This is a genomic window from Polaromonas sp. Polasp52, assembly GCF_059491565.1.
On sequence record NZ_CP168513.1, the window covers coordinates 3,691,981 to 3,705,839 of the forward strand.

At 59.1% G+C, this 13,859-nt stretch carries 14 protein-coding genes; 2 read left to right on the top strand and 12 right to left on the bottom strand.

The genetic code is table 11. From position 1 onward, the window contains the following. Nucleotides 1-88: 88 nt before the first annotated feature. Complete coding sequence (gene hyoA, locus ACEN9P_RS17315; RefSeq protein ID WP_495619946.1) at nucleotides 89-4,546, top strand: NACHT domain-containing antiphage protein HyoA; 4,458 nt, start codon at nucleotides 89-91, stop codon at nucleotides 4,544-4,546. Nucleotides 4,547-4,627: 81 nt separating this feature from the next. Here hyoA and ACEN9P_RS17320 read toward each other — a convergent pair whose 3' ends face one another. Further along, a complete protein-coding gene (locus ACEN9P_RS17320) occupies nucleotides 4,628-6,262 on the bottom strand; it encodes a VgrG-related protein (RefSeq protein WP_495619947.1) in 1,635 nt (544 codons plus the stop codon). Nucleotides 6,263-6,562: 300 nt separating this feature from the next. Between ACEN9P_RS17320 and ACEN9P_RS17325 the strand changes: the two genes are divergently transcribed. Next, the gene (locus ACEN9P_RS17325; RefSeq protein WP_495619948.1) at nucleotides 6,563-6,943 is read left to right on the top strand and encodes a hypothetical protein; all 381 of its coding nucleotides are present in this window, start codon (nucleotides 6,563-6,565) and stop codon (nucleotides 6,941-6,943) included. Nucleotides 6,944-6,969: 26 nt separating this feature from the next. Here the strand turns inward: ACEN9P_RS17325 and ACEN9P_RS17330 are convergent, their stop codons facing one another. The 11 genes from ACEN9P_RS17330 to ACEN9P_RS17380 form a co-directional block, all read right to left on the bottom strand. Then, nucleotides 6,970-7,464: a hypothetical protein gene (locus ACEN9P_RS17330; RefSeq protein WP_495619949.1), complete on the bottom strand. Its 495-nt coding sequence runs from the start codon at nucleotides 7,462-7,464 to the stop codon at nucleotides 6,970-6,972. Further along, nucleotides 7,461-8,423, bottom strand: coding sequence for a hypothetical protein (locus ACEN9P_RS17335; RefSeq protein WP_495619950.1), 963 nt, complete (start codon nucleotides 8,421-8,423; stop codon nucleotides 7,461-7,463). The genes ACEN9P_RS17330 and ACEN9P_RS17335 overlap by 4 nt, the downstream gene beginning before the upstream one ends. Further along, nucleotides 8,420-8,791 (bottom strand): hypothetical protein, encoded by a 372-nt coding sequence (locus ACEN9P_RS17340; protein WP_495619951.1) that lies wholly within the window; start codon nucleotides 8,789-8,791, stop codon nucleotides 8,420-8,422. The genes ACEN9P_RS17335 and ACEN9P_RS17340 overlap by 4 nt, the downstream gene beginning before the upstream one ends. Further along, on the bottom strand, nucleotides 8,788-9,648 hold the full coding sequence (locus tag ACEN9P_RS17345; protein ID WP_495619952.1) for a hypothetical protein: 861 nt from the start codon (nucleotides 9,646-9,648) through the stop codon (nucleotides 8,788-8,790). Before ACEN9P_RS17345 ends, ACEN9P_RS17340 begins: the two co-directional genes overlap by 4 nt. After that, entirely contained in the window at nucleotides 9,645-9,884 is a 240-nt protein-coding gene (locus ACEN9P_RS17350; RefSeq protein ID WP_495619953.1) for a helix-turn-helix domain-containing protein, read from the bottom strand. The genes ACEN9P_RS17345 and ACEN9P_RS17350 overlap by 4 nt, the downstream gene beginning before the upstream one ends. Before the next feature lie 157 nt (nucleotides 9,885-10,041). Next, nucleotides 10,042-10,872, bottom strand: coding sequence for a helix-turn-helix domain-containing protein (locus ACEN9P_RS17355; protein ID WP_495619954.1), 831 nt, complete (start codon nucleotides 10,870-10,872; stop codon nucleotides 10,042-10,044). Continuing rightward, the gene (locus ACEN9P_RS17360; RefSeq protein WP_495619955.1) at nucleotides 10,862-11,830 is read right to left on the bottom strand and encodes a hypothetical protein; all 969 of its coding nucleotides are present in this window, start codon (nucleotides 11,828-11,830) and stop codon (nucleotides 10,862-10,864) included. Before ACEN9P_RS17360 ends, ACEN9P_RS17355 begins: the two co-directional genes overlap by 11 nt. A gap of 153 nt (nucleotides 11,831-11,983) precedes the next feature. Continuing rightward, nucleotides 11,984-12,250 carry a hypothetical protein gene (locus ACEN9P_RS17365; protein ID WP_495619956.1) on the bottom strand — a complete coding sequence of 89 codons (267 nt, stop codon included), beginning with the start codon at nucleotides 12,248-12,250 and terminating at the stop codon, nucleotides 11,984-11,986. 104 nt (nucleotides 12,251-12,354) lie between these two features. Next, nucleotides 12,355-13,014: a hypothetical protein gene (locus ACEN9P_RS17370; protein ID WP_495619957.1), complete on the bottom strand. Its 660-nt coding sequence runs from the start codon at nucleotides 13,012-13,014 to the stop codon at nucleotides 12,355-12,357. Between the two features lie 7 nt (nucleotides 13,015-13,021). After that, a complete protein-coding gene (locus ACEN9P_RS17375; protein ID WP_495619958.1) occupies nucleotides 13,022-13,441 on the bottom strand; it encodes a hypothetical protein in 420 nt (139 codons plus the stop codon). A gap of 119 nt (nucleotides 13,442-13,560) precedes the next feature. Next, nucleotides 13,561-13,827, bottom strand: coding sequence for a hypothetical protein (locus tag ACEN9P_RS17380; RefSeq protein ID WP_495619959.1), 267 nt, complete (start codon nucleotides 13,825-13,827; stop codon nucleotides 13,561-13,563). Nucleotides 13,828-13,859 lie beyond the last annotated feature (32 nt).

A 13,859-nucleotide genomic window follows, 5' to 3' on the forward strand; every position in this document is an offset into this window, starting at 1 on the left:
ATTTAGCGAAACTTCGGATTTGAGCCGAATTCCAGTCAAATTTCTGGCCCGGGTTGCAGGTAGCAGTCCCTCCGCTATCCTTGTGCCCATGCACATCGAATTGCACCGTACCTTCCGGGAGCTTCTACTGAAAGAGCACGGCGACGACGCGCGTTCGCTGTACCCAGGCCACGCCACTTTGAGCCTACCTGAGCTCCTTGAAGATCTTCGTGTAGTCATCCTCTCGGAAGGTGGTACCGGGAAGACCGAAGAAATCCGCGAAGCTGCTCTCCGGCTACGAGCTGAGGGCAAGGCTGCTTTCTTCCTCCGTCTTGAGCATGTGGCCAATGATTTCGACTCGGCTTTCGAGGTAGGCGACCTGCAGGAATTTCAGGCATGGCTGGCGTCGCCCGAGCCTGGGTGGCTATTGCTCGACTCTATCGACGAGTCGCGGCTGCGCTCACCGCTCGACTTTGAAGCAGCCATGCGCAAAGTCAGCGCGAGGCTCTCTCAGGCGAAGCAGCGCACTCACCTGCTGGTCACGGGGCGGACGGCTGCCTGGCGCCCAAAGACCGACTTGGACTTATGCAGCGGTCTATTCCCCGTCGCCGACGAGCGCACGGCCGGATCAGAGGACGCGAAGGGTGGGAAAACGAGCGCGACAGGAGCGCCCGCAAAATCTCATTTTAAGATTGTCACGCTTCAGGATCTCTCTCCCGGTCAGATTAAGCTGTTTGCCATTGCGAAAGGCATCAGCGACACGCAAGCATTCCTGGATGGTATTGTGCGAGCCGACGCATGGTCTTTCACAGCCCGCCCTCAAGATCTCATCGAGCTAACCGAGTACTGGCTGGACAACGACTGCATCGGATCACGGCTTGAGCTGATGAGGAACAGCGTCAAGCGCCGGCTGCAGGAAACTAGCCAGGAACGCGCGGAAGCGCATCCCTTGACCAACGACAAGGCGCTGGAGGGCGCTCAAATCATTGCCGCTGCACTGGTGCTGACACATGTCCAGAATATCAGCGTACCCGACGGCAACAAAGGCACGCAAGGCCTGGATCTTCGGGAGTTGTTGAACGGCTGGTCTCCCACAGACGTCAGCACGCTGCTGCAGCGGCCGCTGTTTGAGCCTGACATTTACAGCACTGTCCGCTTTCACCACCGGTCGGTGAAGGAATACTTGGCCGCGCAGTGGTTCCTCAAGCTCCTCGGCCAAGAGGTGTCGCGCCGCAGGGTCGAGGAACTCTTTTTTAGGACGCAGTACGGCCTTGACGTCGTCGTTCCATCAATGCGGCCCCTGCTGCCATGGCTCGCCATGGCTGACAATCGTATCCTGGCCAAGGTGCGTCGCATCGCGCCGGAAATCGTGTTCGAAGGGGGCGACCCGGTGCAGTTGCCGGCGGACGTGCGCAGCGAGATGCTTCAGCAGGTCTGTGATCAGCTTGCTAGCGGTGCGTCTAGGCGGTCGATGGCCGATTTCTCGGCTATTCAGCGCTTCGCAGCGTCCGATCTGACCGACACCCTGCGAAGGCTTGTTAAGAAGTACCGGGCCAACGAGGACATCGTCTTTTTCCTCATGCGCATGGTCTGGCAAGGTCGTCTGGGTGGTGCACGGGCGGAAGTGATGGAGATTGCGCGCTCTCCGAGCGCCGGTCATGCTTCTCGAATCGCTGCTTTTCGAGCCATCGCAGAGGTGGGGGGGCCGGATGATATGGCCTCGATTCGCGAGGGCTTCGCCAAGGAGGGCATGGAGCTAAACCGCAAGTGCATGGCGGAGCTCGTCAGCCACATCGCGCATCCAGACGGGCAGACCCTGAATTGGATGCTGGACTGCATTCCGCGGCTGGCAAAGTACAACCAATACGAAGGCACCGGGCTATCCGAAGAACTGGCCTCTTTTTTTGAGCGAGCAGACGTCGCCTTGGTCGCCAGCGCCATCGATCGGCTGCATGCTCTGTTGGTAAAACCGCCTGTGATCGAGAGGCTATATTGCGAAATCTCTCAGCGATACCAATGGCTCCGCCAGTGCGTCGGTGTCGCCGTCCGCCGTTTGATCAATGCGCGTGATTCCGCATCGTTGAAGCCTAGTTCTCTCGCGGTGCTTCATGCGCTACAGCGTGACGAGCCATACAGCGTGAGTGCATTTGATATGAAGAAGCTGGGTCTGGCCCAACTCGTCCAGAATTGGCCTACGCTTAAGTGGGCCTTGTTTTGGCACGTCGTCGAACGTCAACGAAAAAGCAAATCTAAGACGGGCGAACGGGTCGTCGACGCATTAATGCCCTTGGTTATGGCGACCTACGTCTCGTTTGACGGCAGTGACTTCGATGGCGCCGTTCAGGCGATCGTCGAGCGCCCGCTACCCGACGACCGCGAAGTTGCATTGACGCTGGCTTTTAGGCTTTACCAGCAGGATCGCCATCCTCAACACGCCGCAAAGCTAAAAAGATCCGTTAGAGCTGACGTACAGCTCAAGGCTCGCCTGGCTGGGCTAATGAAGCCACCTAAAAAAGACGCTGCGTTGAAGCTAATGGAACGCGAGAATGCGCGTTGGAGCCGTAAGGCGAAGGCTGAAAACGCGCGGATGGAGAAGGCTCGGCTGGAGGCGCCCGCAAAGCTGGAGGCGCAATTGGACACGCTGCGCAATCCGGGCTTCAAGAGTCCGTCGGCGGTTTCACAATCTCAGTACTACCTTTTCGACCGTATGCGGGCGCTGGATGAGAACAAAGGCTCCCGATGGACCAATTCAGACTGGCGCGGGCTCGAACGCGAGTTCGGCACCAAGACGCCGCTCGCCTTTCGGGATGGTATTGTTCGCTTCTGGCGGAGGTACTCGCCCAAGCTGGCGTCTGAGGGCGCGCCCCTAAACACCACCCCCCTCGCCGACCTTTTTGGTTTGTCCGGCCTAACTATCGAGGCTACAGAAGACCCCAAACTGTTCTGGAATCTTAGCCCCGCTGAGGCTACAGTGGCCTTTCGCTATGCGATGAAGGAGCTGAACGGGTTTCCCAATTGGTTCCACGCACTGTCGATCGCTCATCCCGACGTGGTCAAGTCGATGGCCCTCCAGGAAATCATCTACGAGTTGGAGGTCGACCAAGCAGACAATCTCAGTCAATATCTCCTTGCCGACTTGAGCCGCGTTGGTGACTGGTTATGGGACATGATCGCCCCGGACATCGTAAAGTTGTTGCGGACACATCCGCCCAAGAGTATTTCACGGTTGGAACACATGGTGGACATCGTCTTGGCGTCCAAGGTACCCGATGCCACAGTGGCAGCGCTCTCGGCCGAAAAACTGACTTCAGTTGATGATCCAAATCAACTCGCGCTGTGGGCTGCTACCTGGACGGGTGTCGACCCTGACCCGGCCATCGATGCGGTGGAGTCGCATTTGGCCAGCCTAAGCGACGCGAAGAAGCGCACCGTGTTCGCCATGAGCTATGTGACACACTTGCTTGGCAGCCGACACTCGTCATCGCGCGTTCGGTCCGCATTCCGCACACCAGCGGTTCTGAGGCGACTCTACATCCTCGTCCATGAGCATGTTCGGTCTCGCGAAGACATCGACCGCTCCAACAGGGGCGTGTACTCGCCAGGCTTGCGCGACAACGCGCAAGACGCTCGGGAGCGTCTGGTTTCCATTCTGAGCGACATCCCGGGCCGCGATGCGTATCTGGCGCTCAAGGTCATCTCAGAGCGTCATCCTGACCCCAGCGTGCGGCCTTGGTTCACTTTGCGAGCCAGGTCTAAAGCTGAGGCCGACAGTGAACGAACTTTTTGGACCGCTGGGCAGGTCAGCCAGTTCGACAAGGAATATGAGCGTACTCCTGCTAATCATCGTGAACTGTTTGATCTGGCGGTACTGCGGTTGCTGGATCTCAAGCACGAGCTGGAGGATGGCAACGAGAGCATCGCGACGCTGGTTCGCAATGCGGTGCCGGAAACAGTACTGCGTAACTGGATTGGTGTGTGGTGCACCGATCGATCACGCGGTCGATACCTAATCCCTCAAGAGTTGGAATTGCCTGATGCAAAGCGGCCGGACCTTTGGTGGACTTGCACCGGGTTCAATGGGCCCGTGCCGACGGAGTTGAAGATCGCAGACAACTGGGCAGGGCCAAAGCTATTCGAGCGCCTAGAAAGGCAGCTCGCAGGCGATTACCTCCGCGACGACGCATCCAGCCGAGGGGTATATCTACTGTTCTGGCGAGGTGTGCAGAGGCGTTGGCAGCTGCCGGACGGGAAGTGGGTCAACTTTGACGGGCTGGTGGACGCCCTGCAGGGTCATTGGGTGTTAGTGGCCAACGCACACCCGCGCGTTGAAGAAATAAAGGTGATTGGCATCGACCTGACGAAGCGCACAGGAACCCTGATGCAGGCGAAAAAGCCTAATAAGAAGCCACTTTCAGTTAAGAAGGCCCCGGTGGCGAAGACAAGTCCACTGAGGCCGAAAGCGAAGGTTTCCTCTACAAAGAAGGCTGTGAAGAATGCAGGGCAGCCCGTAACAGACAACCGAGTTTCAGGTAAAAAGAAATCGACAAACCTCGATAGCGCTGCTTAACCGAAGTTATTCTTGACGAGAAACTGGCACTCTTTGCCAGGGCCCCGTAACTTGCAAGCCAGGAGCTCCTGGTCCTTTGTACTACTTGGCCCCAATTCCACCGGTGACGATATGCGCGATCGCGCGATCGCCAACATTCTGACCAGTTTGCTCCGGCATGGTGACGTTGAGCAATCCCCGCCCGCCCCCAGCGACGTTATTGAGCCTTGTTGGAGGGGGAGGCAGGTCGGGCAATGGAGGGATTGTCACAGGCGCCGCCGACGGCATGCCAGCTTGCACTAGTGGCGGAATATTTGGCACGGCTGCAATAGTTCCATGACGATAGCTGGACTGCAATCCCCCGGCATCGAGCTTGAGCAATGCATTCTTTTCGCTTTCCGCGCGCGCCAACGTACCCGCACGCACGTTCGCGCTCGACTTCTTGAAGAGCGCATCGTTGTTCGCAACCTTGTATTCCTGAGTCTGCGAAATAAACTCGGCATCACTGATCTTGCTCGGGTCCTTGCCCTTAAGTGCGCGTTGAATCAGCTTTGAGTCGCCGCCGAACTGTACCGCCGTAGACCACACCGCATCCTTAACCCCTGCTCCCCTCCCGCTAATGTCAAGACCCTCTTTTTTCAGTCCGGCCACCATCGGGTCATAGTGGGTGCGCTTGATGAAATCATGCTGCGCGCCGCCGAATGTCGGGTCGTTCTTGGCGATCTCTTTCCACTTCGCATTGAACTCATGCGAGCCCGGCTTGAGCCCGAGGAACTGATCGCCGTAGGGCGACTGCGCGAGGAACTTCTGCAGCGTGCCCATTTTTGAAGACAGCTGATAGGTGCCGTAGCTGGCGCCGCCGTTGTCGCCCTTCCCGGTTGATACCGTGCCGGCGCCGCCCTTACCCGATTCGTACATCTTGGAGGTCTGCCCAAGCACCCAGCCGGTCGCGGAGCCGGCCATGCCGCCGGCCATGCGCGCCGCCTGCGCCACCGGGCCGGCGGGCGTGGCCACGCCGCTGACGTCGCCGCCACGCGCCTCTTTGTAGCCGGCGCTCGCCTGAGTTGCGACCTCTTTCACCGTGTCGGCCGCCTTGCCGTAGGCCTTGCCGACGATTGGCAGGCTGCGCAGCGCCGAGTCGATGCCCGACAGGACGCCGCCGATCTTCTCGGGGAAGCTCATAAACGAGGCAATGGCGCCGGTGAAGGCGTCAGTCGCGGTCTTCCACGCACCCTCGATACCGTTGGTGACGGAATCCCACGCGCCCATTGCCGTGTCTCGGATCGAATCGAACGCGTCGAAGACCTTGGTCATGATCCCGCTGGAATCAAGCCACTCGTAAATTTTCTTACCGACCCACTGGCTCAGCTCAAACGAACCCCACAGCGCAGCGATCGGCAGGAGGATGCGGGTGAACAGGCCCATGAGCATCGCTGGCACGCCGCGGAGCATGGCGCCGAAGCCGCCAAAAGCGCCGCTCAGCAGGCTACCGCCGCCGCCAGAAGCACCCGCGGCGCCCGGCTTGGCGCCGATCGGGCTCGTCAAAGCCTTGAGGAACCGGTTGTACCAGCGCTCCTTTTTGCGCTCGGCATTGCGGCCGAACAGGGAGAACAGGCCGCGGCCCAGCGGACCTACCACGTCGGTGATTTCCTTTGCAGCATTGATTGTGGGGTCCACGTTGTCCGATGCATTCAGCGACGCGGTCAGTTTGCCGATCGTGTCACTGAGCCGGCTCATGGCGCCGCCGCTGCTTGGCGCGCCGCCACTACCGCCGCCCGAGCCGGTACCTAAGCCACCGCCGCGCTTCTGGGCCGCCACAAAGCGGCCATTGGCCGCGCGCTGCGCTGTTGAAAGGCTTGGCGTGCTGCTCCGGCCACCCGGGGTGCTTACGCGCGCCGCTGGGGCCAGCGCACGTCCGCCAGACCCACCGGAGCGGCCAGCTGGTGCGACGACAGCTCGGGGACCATAGGGCCCCCGCGGTCCACGTGCGCTGGGCTGGCTCAGACGCGCTGAAGTAGCGGCCTGGGCGCTGACCGCATGAGTGATCGCTTTGACGTCCGCGCGAATTGCACGCCAGATTGTCATTCCCTGCTCTTGGGACTTAAGCAGACCGCGATTGCTCTTGATCACCTCGCCGACGAGAAAACCTTGCGCGTCGCTTGGAAACATGGCCATTATTTTTTACTTTCCAAGTTGAATGCGGCTTACGATGGCCTGCAAGAATGGGTCAGGTCGCTGGTGCTGTGCTGGCTTTGGGGGTTCAACGGTTACCGTGGGCTCCACGGAATGCGGCACCGGCGGATCAACGCGCTGGGGAGCTATTGGCCTCTTTGCCGCGGCCGTTTCACGAATAACCCGTGCTGCGGTAATGCCGTCGAGGTATTGGGCAATTTGGGATGCGCGAAAAGACAGGGCTGACTGCTCGCACAGGTACTTTGAGTTGCTCATGGCTTCGCTTCCTCGTCTTCAAAAATCTGTATCACTAAGGCTTGGCCGGACTGGAGCACGTCAAGCGCCTCATTGCGCACCGCATTCGGCCCGAGGTCTGGCGCGGCCGGATCGTGCAAATCCGAGTGAGTGAGCCAAATACGGAACAAGATGCTCACGCCTGGCTCCTCAGTAGCCACGGACAAGTACTGGCCGATACAAGGGATCGGTGCACCTTCAGCTTGCTCAAACGCCACACGCATACAGAGCGTCGGCAATTCACCCGGCTCGATGGCGCCGGCCGCGACGGCGAGATTGATCGCGTCGGCGTCCACGATGGTGAATTGAGTGGCGCCCAGGAAAACAGTTGCTGGCTCGGCAGCGTCAGCCGCCCCCCACGTTTCAGGATCGTCGTTGTCAAAAGGCTGGCCGTGAGCGCCCAGTGCGAGGCGGTCGAAAAGCTCCGCTGCAAGTGGCAGCGCGGCGTCATTGGGCTGGAGGTTGTCGTTCATAGAGATGCACCCTTGTGGGGTTGATTCAGAAGGTTCTGGAGCGCTCGCACTATCGCGGCACTATTGATGTCGGTGCGACCTTCGAGGGCCTTCAGAGCGCGGGCAACATCGGGTTTCGAGGCGAGTTTCGGAAGCGCGGCACTGCGGCCGGCACTCGGTTGGACGATTCGCCGGACCTTCCTGGGCAACATGCGTTCTGCATCGGCCTGCTGGACCGTGAAGACCTTTGGTTTGGCTTTACCGGGCTTGTCGATGCGGTCGCGATCAGCGGCGACCATTACGGCGACGCGTTGGCGCAAGCCGACGCTAAATTGGGTATCGGTCAGAACGCGGGCCAGGTGCTTGCAAGCGGCGCCGTCTAAGGTCGGATTGGTCAACTTAGGCAGGCCATGCTCGGCCCGACCCGAGACCCAGCCCCCAGCGGTCGCCACGAAGCGTAGGAAATACCTGAAATGCTCGCAATCGCACTCGAAGCGCAGGGCCGACTCCTTGCACAGCCACAGCGCCGATTGGGCAGGCGTGCCCGGCCGAGCCAGCGCTGCGGCGTATTGCGTGAACTCTACGTTGACGTGATGACGAGTGACCTTCGACTGAGGGCCGCTGTTTGTCACGAAATGGACTTTCCCGGCTTGCAGGCGCGAAGGCAGGCTGTAACGGATCTGAGCTTTCGCGCGGTCGATGTCTGCCGGCCGCGACAAGCCGAGCGCTTCGCGAGCGGTTAGGCCTTGTCGCGCCCTACTTCCGAGGGTTGCGACGCTCGCGCGAAATGCCGCCAAGTCCTGCGCCGTAATCGGCCGCACCTGCCCACCGAGCGTGGTCGTTAGCATGCGGGCCGGAGACAGGCCGCCCGAGACTTCGGATGGCTGCAGGATCGTCTTGGCCTGGCGACGTGAATCGAGTTCTCTGGAGCGCTGAGCATTCAGCGCCGAGACGGCATTTCCGACGCGGGGCGCGGTCAAGGAAGTCCGCCTTCGGCGATGCCACCTTGAGCTGCCGCGACTGCCAGGAGGCGCATCTGCTCCTTCATGCCGGCATGCTCATTACGGCTGATTTCCTGCTCCCGTTTAATTTCATCGACACGCGCTTCAAGCCAAGTGCGGGGATCGACACCTTGCTCTGCCGAGGCCGTCGCGGCGCCGTTCAAAAAGTGCTCGAAAGCTGCAACATCCACAAGGTGCCGCAGCTGGAATGCGGCAGATTTGGCGAGCGTGCGCAGCTGTTTGCTTGCCCGAACCTCGGCAATCCACGCAACCATTTCGGGGCGTAGTGACTCTTCTGGGCGCGGCAGCGGCACTGAAGAGAAAAAGCGATTTCCGACGGATGTCACGCAGGTTCCTTTTCGGCCTCGTAGCGCGCCTTGATCAGGTCGTCAAAACCGAGTCCAGCAATGCAAGCGGTGTCAAACAGAGGGTCAGCAAGGAACTGCCGAAGAGGCGGCAGGAGCGTTGCTGTAATGGCGTTGATGCGATCACGGGCCAGCTGAATTTGCACTTCTGGGTCTTCAAGATCAGGTCCAAGATTCGAAATTTGCTCCTTCGTCAATCCTGCTGCGATAAGGTTTGCGTACTTTGCGGAGCCAGTGCTGCTCCCCAAAGTAGTCGCGCGTTTGATCGCGTCAATTTTCTGGGAAAGATGGGCGCGTTCGTTAGTCAGCACAGTGACCTTCGCAGACACCGCAAGCCGCAGTGGCGCAAGGCGCTGCATCCGCACCCGATGGCGCCGGTCTTGCACTTCGTGATCTTCCGCTGCAGCCTCAGACTCCTCTTCAACTTGCTTCGCGAGGCGATCGAGCGCGGCCACCATCGCTGCTGCGGTATCGCTAACAGTCGAAATATTCCCGGCGGTCGTGACGATCGTGAGCGCTTCGGCGATTACCGAGCGGTATTCCGTTTTCTCCCGGAGGCGCGCGCGGGCAAACTTCAACCGGCCTGCAGCGCTCTGCACAGCCGTATCCCGGAAAATGACGTCAAGGCGGTCAATCTCGTCAGAAGTGAGTGACGCCTGGCCGCTAAGTGGGCTGCGAATGAAAAGTTGTGTCATTGAGGGTTCCTTAGAAAATAGGGTTGAGAATTTTTCGGTTATTGAATGGCCGAGCGTCTCGGTGTACTTCGCAGCTTCATGATTGGCACCTACACCGCGTAAGCGACGGCCGAGTCCGCGAAGAACGAAGTTGACGTAGCTCATTCCTTGCCTTTAACAGCTGGATCACGGCGTTTGAACGCGACGTAGGCACGCAAATCGGCAGGCTGGTAGCGAACTCGGCCCTCCACCACAACAAAGGCTGGCCCGACGGCAGGGTTTGCCCGACGCCAGCCGCCTGGGGTACTTTCGGCGACGCCAAGAAAGCGGGCAGCTTCCTTTTCGTCAAGAAGTGGTTCAAGTTCGGGGATCACTTGGAGGGAGTGGTTGGTTGAGTTCATTTAAAGCAAGTTTCAGTGAGTCGTGTTCACTTCCGATGGGCTGTTTTCCCGTTTAAACTCAATGGTCCTCGCGCGCGATGAGACCCCACTTATTCAGTCAGAATGGTTCTTGAATACTCCCCGAATCGCGCATAGGAGTTAACGAGGACTTTTGTTACTACCGCCCGAAGACCGCGATCTGGAGGCGCATCCGTTCCGAAAACTCGTCATGGCGGCGAAGCACGTCGCGGGCCTTGAACTGAACTGCTTCCATCCGGCTGACGGCGGCCAGCACAGTCGCGCCACCGCGTGAGTCCTCAAACTGCTCAACGTTCAGGCGGTGGTACTGCTCTACCGCTGCGGTCAACGAGCACGCTGCGTCAAGCAGCTCGCGGTAATTGCTTGCATCCGGCCCCGCCAAGGCTTCGCTGGCTTCAATGCCGTCAGCGATGTTTTCGGCTGTTTTAGTCAGCATCTGATGCACTGCGCGAACACAGGAGTTACGACGTGCCGCTCTGGCGTCACGCTCGGGGTCCGGGGACAAGCCAAAGAGGAAGTCCATTGAAACGCCAAGAGTTGTTGCGGCGGCGAGGATGACGTAAAGAGGCGGCGCCCGCCGACCTTGCTCAAACAAAGACAGCTGGGTTGGATTTTTGTAGCCCATCTTGAGGGCGGCTTCGGTCTGTGTGTAGCCGCTCAACTGGCGCGCGGCGGTAAGGCGGGGCCCGATCGCGGCGAGCGTCAATGCGCGGTCACGGCTCATTTGTACCGACTGGGGGCCCTCCGCGTCGCTGATGCCGGTGTGAGCGGCATCACGGTCCGGAGTCACCGTATCGTTCGCGGCAGCAGCCGGCGGAGCTGCCAACTGATCGAACATGCCAGCGCTTACGCTCGAACTGTCACTGTCGCCGTTATCACTGTCAGTCCCATCGGTGGAGGTGCGTCCAGATTCGGACACATCTTTGCAAAGATCGGCCGGCGAAAAATCCTCATCAGTTTTAGCTTGCATTTTTCATACTTTCTAGCCAAGCCATGCCGGCGGCGTGATTGCTGTCTTCCAGGAGGGTTTGCTTGTTGACCGAGCCGAAGCGGCCGTTGATCCGCTGCTGGCAAGCGGCTTTCATCCAACCGCGAGGATCGATCGGGCGCTCAATGCAGGCTTGCTGCATCACGTCGAAAACGAGGCGCCGGTCGTTGTTGCTGTTTTTGATCAGGCCACCAATGAAGCTTCCCGCGACCGTTTCAGACACGCCAGCTTCGGCAAGCAATGCTCTGCCACCGGCCCAAAGAACCTTTTCGTCAAGCTCGGCGCGCGGCAAGTCGTCATGAAGCGCCGGCAGCGCCGCTGCTTCCGCAATACGTTGCGTGGGCGTCAACGGCATTAGCATCGGTGGACCCACGGGAATGAACTCGCCGGCATCAGCGCTGGCCACGCCAGCCGTACCGATAGGTACGGAAGTAGGCTGTTTCTGTGCTTGTTCCTGTTCTTGGCTTTGAAGGGGCTTGAAAGGGGCTTGCGAAGGGCTTGTTTTTTGGGCTATGTTCTGCCGACCGTCAGTCATGTGAAAGACTTGGCAGTAACGGCTGTAGAACAGCGACAGGAAGGGGTTTTCGGCCACCGCATTAAATTCGCGTTGCACGAATTTGCAGCGGTTGTCTTTTGCTTCAAGTTTTTCGGCAATTTGATACATTGCCATTTCATGGACCCACACGACTTCAGAGCCTTCGTCATAGCTGCAAAACCCCACTTCACAGGCCCCTTGAAGCCCCTTTGAAGCCCCTTCTAAGGTGAGCCCGGTATCGACGGCAATGTATGTTTTGTTGATGTAGTAGAGGCCGATCATGTTGGCGTGCTGGCACGTCATCAGATAGAGGGCGACGATGACGGCTTCGGTGCCGTGCGCCTTGAGTGCGCGCCCGGTCTTCCCGTTCCAGAACTGAGGGGCGATCTTTGAATAATCACGCATGCTCACCGCCCGCCCTGCCAAGCAAGTCACGATGAGATTGGACAGTCCTCCCCCATTGGGGGAAGTCCCCCGTGCGAGGGATCCTGTAACGTTGCGCCATAGACAGGGGCACGGCGAATTCGCCGAGGACGCCAGGGATAACCTTTTTCACAACTACACCCCCAGCACGCGGCGCAAGTCCGCGACGGGCCAAGCCAAGCGGCCGTTGATGCGCATGGGACGAACGATGCCCGTGTCCATGCACGCATGCGCGCGAAGCGTCTGAGGGCGCCGATTGAGGTAGTACGCGGCGGCCTCAGTCGTGACCGTTGGGCTTGTGATTTCGCCCAGCGGAGGGAAGGTAGCCCGCCGCGTCTCGCGGTTCACCTTTGGGATGTTGTCTGCCGCCGGAATCGGCAACAGGGTGTTTTCGGCTTGCAAGATGGTTTCTCCAGAACACCGATCAACGTCGGTGCATGGAGTCCTATTCTTGTCAGATATCGGCAGGTAGGCACCTGCCGTTTTCCTGCCGTTCGCCTTCTGTTTTAGGCCTTGACGCTATTGACGCGCCGAATGTGTTTCCACACATCTTCGACGAATGATTGACGTTCTATGCCCTCTGCCATGGCAATCTTGCCGATTCCGCGGGGCATTAACCCGTAGTCGTTGGTTGGCATCTTCAGCTTTGCGTCTATGCATCTCTGGTGGCGACGCGCTTGACGCTCTTCTGGCGTCTCGCGTTTGGCATGTGTAACATCAGGCGCGCTACTCCTCGGCAACGCAGGCGGCGGCGCAGCAGCACCTGGGAATCCAGATGGCAGGCTCAGACCAGCGTCCCGTGCCCACTCGGCCATGCTGTCGAGCGGAACCTTCGTTTCTGGGGTGACGCCGTGTTTGATAGTCAAATAAGCCAAGAGGCCGCGCGCTCCGTCGATCTTGCTACGAGCCTCACCGTCGCCAACCTGGTGAGAAATCGTCCATGCATAGCGTTTGTTGATACCGCACGCCAACGCGACGGCCTCACGCAATGTCACGACGGAGATCGGCGAGAGCACTGACCAGTCAGGGAATAGAAAGTCGACAGTGGCCGTTGCGGTGCGCGCGCGATCCTCAATGACTCGGAGCTTGGCGTGCTCCGGCATCAGGCGATCCACCACCTTCTGTAGGATGGCGGCCTCGTTGATTGGATGGTCTTGTTTGTTCATTGTTTCTTTAGGCAGTCAGACCCCAGACTGCGCGCAGATCTTCACCAGCGCTTGAGTCCGTCGAGTCCAGTGTGAATCCAGCCGTCGCAATGAGCTTGCGGAGTTCCTTGAGACCCTTTTTGTCGGCATCGGGGGCCTTCGCGATGAGGCGATCCGCGAGTTCAACGGCTTGCATCAAAACATCAGCCCCCTTGTTTACGGCACTCTCGATATCCAAAGAATCCGGCCACCGTTTCAAGCGCTTGAGCATGCCGTCGTTGCGCACGCGGTAAACGGCGAGGGTGCCGTTGATGTTCCGCAGCACTACGTACTGATGCTCGTCGTGGACCATCACACCACTGTCGCAAGCAGATGGCTGCAGACTTTCCCCGGCCCGAAAATACGCGGCCATTGCTCGCTTCAAAAGTTCTGCTCCGTCTTGTGACATGTCTACCTCGATTTTGTTTAGAAGTCCGTAGTGTAGTTTGACAAACTATGTTTGTCAAACAGACATTACCCTCACATTCCACTACCGATGTAAATTGCCGAGGCAGCCTCGGCATGGGTTCAATATCCTTGCGCGCCGCGCCGGGCGTCGTCAATCGCAGATCGCGCGAGTGCAAAGTAAGCAGCGTCGATCGCAGCGTCGCCGTATGCCTCTGCAGCTATCGTGAGTAGGACGCACATCTCGCCGCATCCTTCCGGGTACCGGGAAAACAACAGCTCCATTCGAGGGAATACATCGAGGGACAGCAAGTCGACGCGGCCGGCGATCAATTCCAGCAGCCAATATTGATCCGCTTGACGCTCACGAGCCGCAATGAAGGCATTCATGGATGCCTTGAATTCGCCGAATCGGTCGAAAC

What these genes read in the sequence shown, in the direction of transcription:
- ACEN9P_RS17330 (WP_495619949.1), bottom strand. Translation starts at nt 7,464, where the DNA reads ATGAACGACAACCTCCAGCCCAATGACGCCGCGCTGCCACTTGCAGCG.
- ACEN9P_RS17375 (WP_495619958.1), bottom strand. Translation starts at nt 13,441, where the DNA reads ATGTCACAAGACGGAGCAGAACTTTTGAAGCGAGCAATGGCCGCGTAT.
- ACEN9P_RS17360 (WP_495619955.1), bottom strand. Translation starts at nt 11,830, where the DNA reads ATGCGTGATTATTCAAAGATCGCCCCTCAGTTCTGGAACGGGAAGACC.
- hyoA (WP_495619946.1), top strand. Translation starts at nt 89, where the DNA reads ATGCACATCGAATTGCACCGTACCTTCCGGGAGCTTCTACTGAAAGAG.
- ACEN9P_RS17325 (WP_495619948.1), top strand. Translation starts at nt 6,563, where the DNA reads ATGAGTGATCGCTTTGACGTCCGCGCGAATTGCACGCCAGATTGTCAT.
- ACEN9P_RS17345 (WP_495619952.1), bottom strand. Translation starts at nt 9,648, where the DNA reads ATGAGCTACGTCAACTTCGTTCTTCGCGGACTCGGCCGTCGCTTACGC.
- ACEN9P_RS17355 (WP_495619954.1), bottom strand. Translation starts at nt 10,872, where the DNA reads ATGCAAGCTAAAACTGATGAGGATTTTTCGCCGGCCGATCTTTGCAAA.
- ACEN9P_RS17380 (WP_495619959.1), bottom strand. Translation starts at nt 13,827, where the DNA reads ATGAATGCCTTCATTGCGGCTCGTGAGCGTCAAGCGGATCAATATTGG.
- ACEN9P_RS17370 (WP_495619957.1), bottom strand. Translation starts at nt 13,014, where the DNA reads ATGAACAAACAAGACCATCCAATCAACGAGGCCGCCATCCTACAGAAG.
- ACEN9P_RS17350 (WP_495619953.1), bottom strand. Translation starts at nt 9,884, where the DNA reads ATGAACTCAACCAACCACTCCCTCCAAGTGATCCCCGAACTTGAACCA.
- ACEN9P_RS17320 (WP_495619947.1), bottom strand. Translation starts at nt 6,262, where the DNA reads ATGAGCCGGCTCAGTGACACGATCGGCAAACTGACCGCGTCGCTGAAT.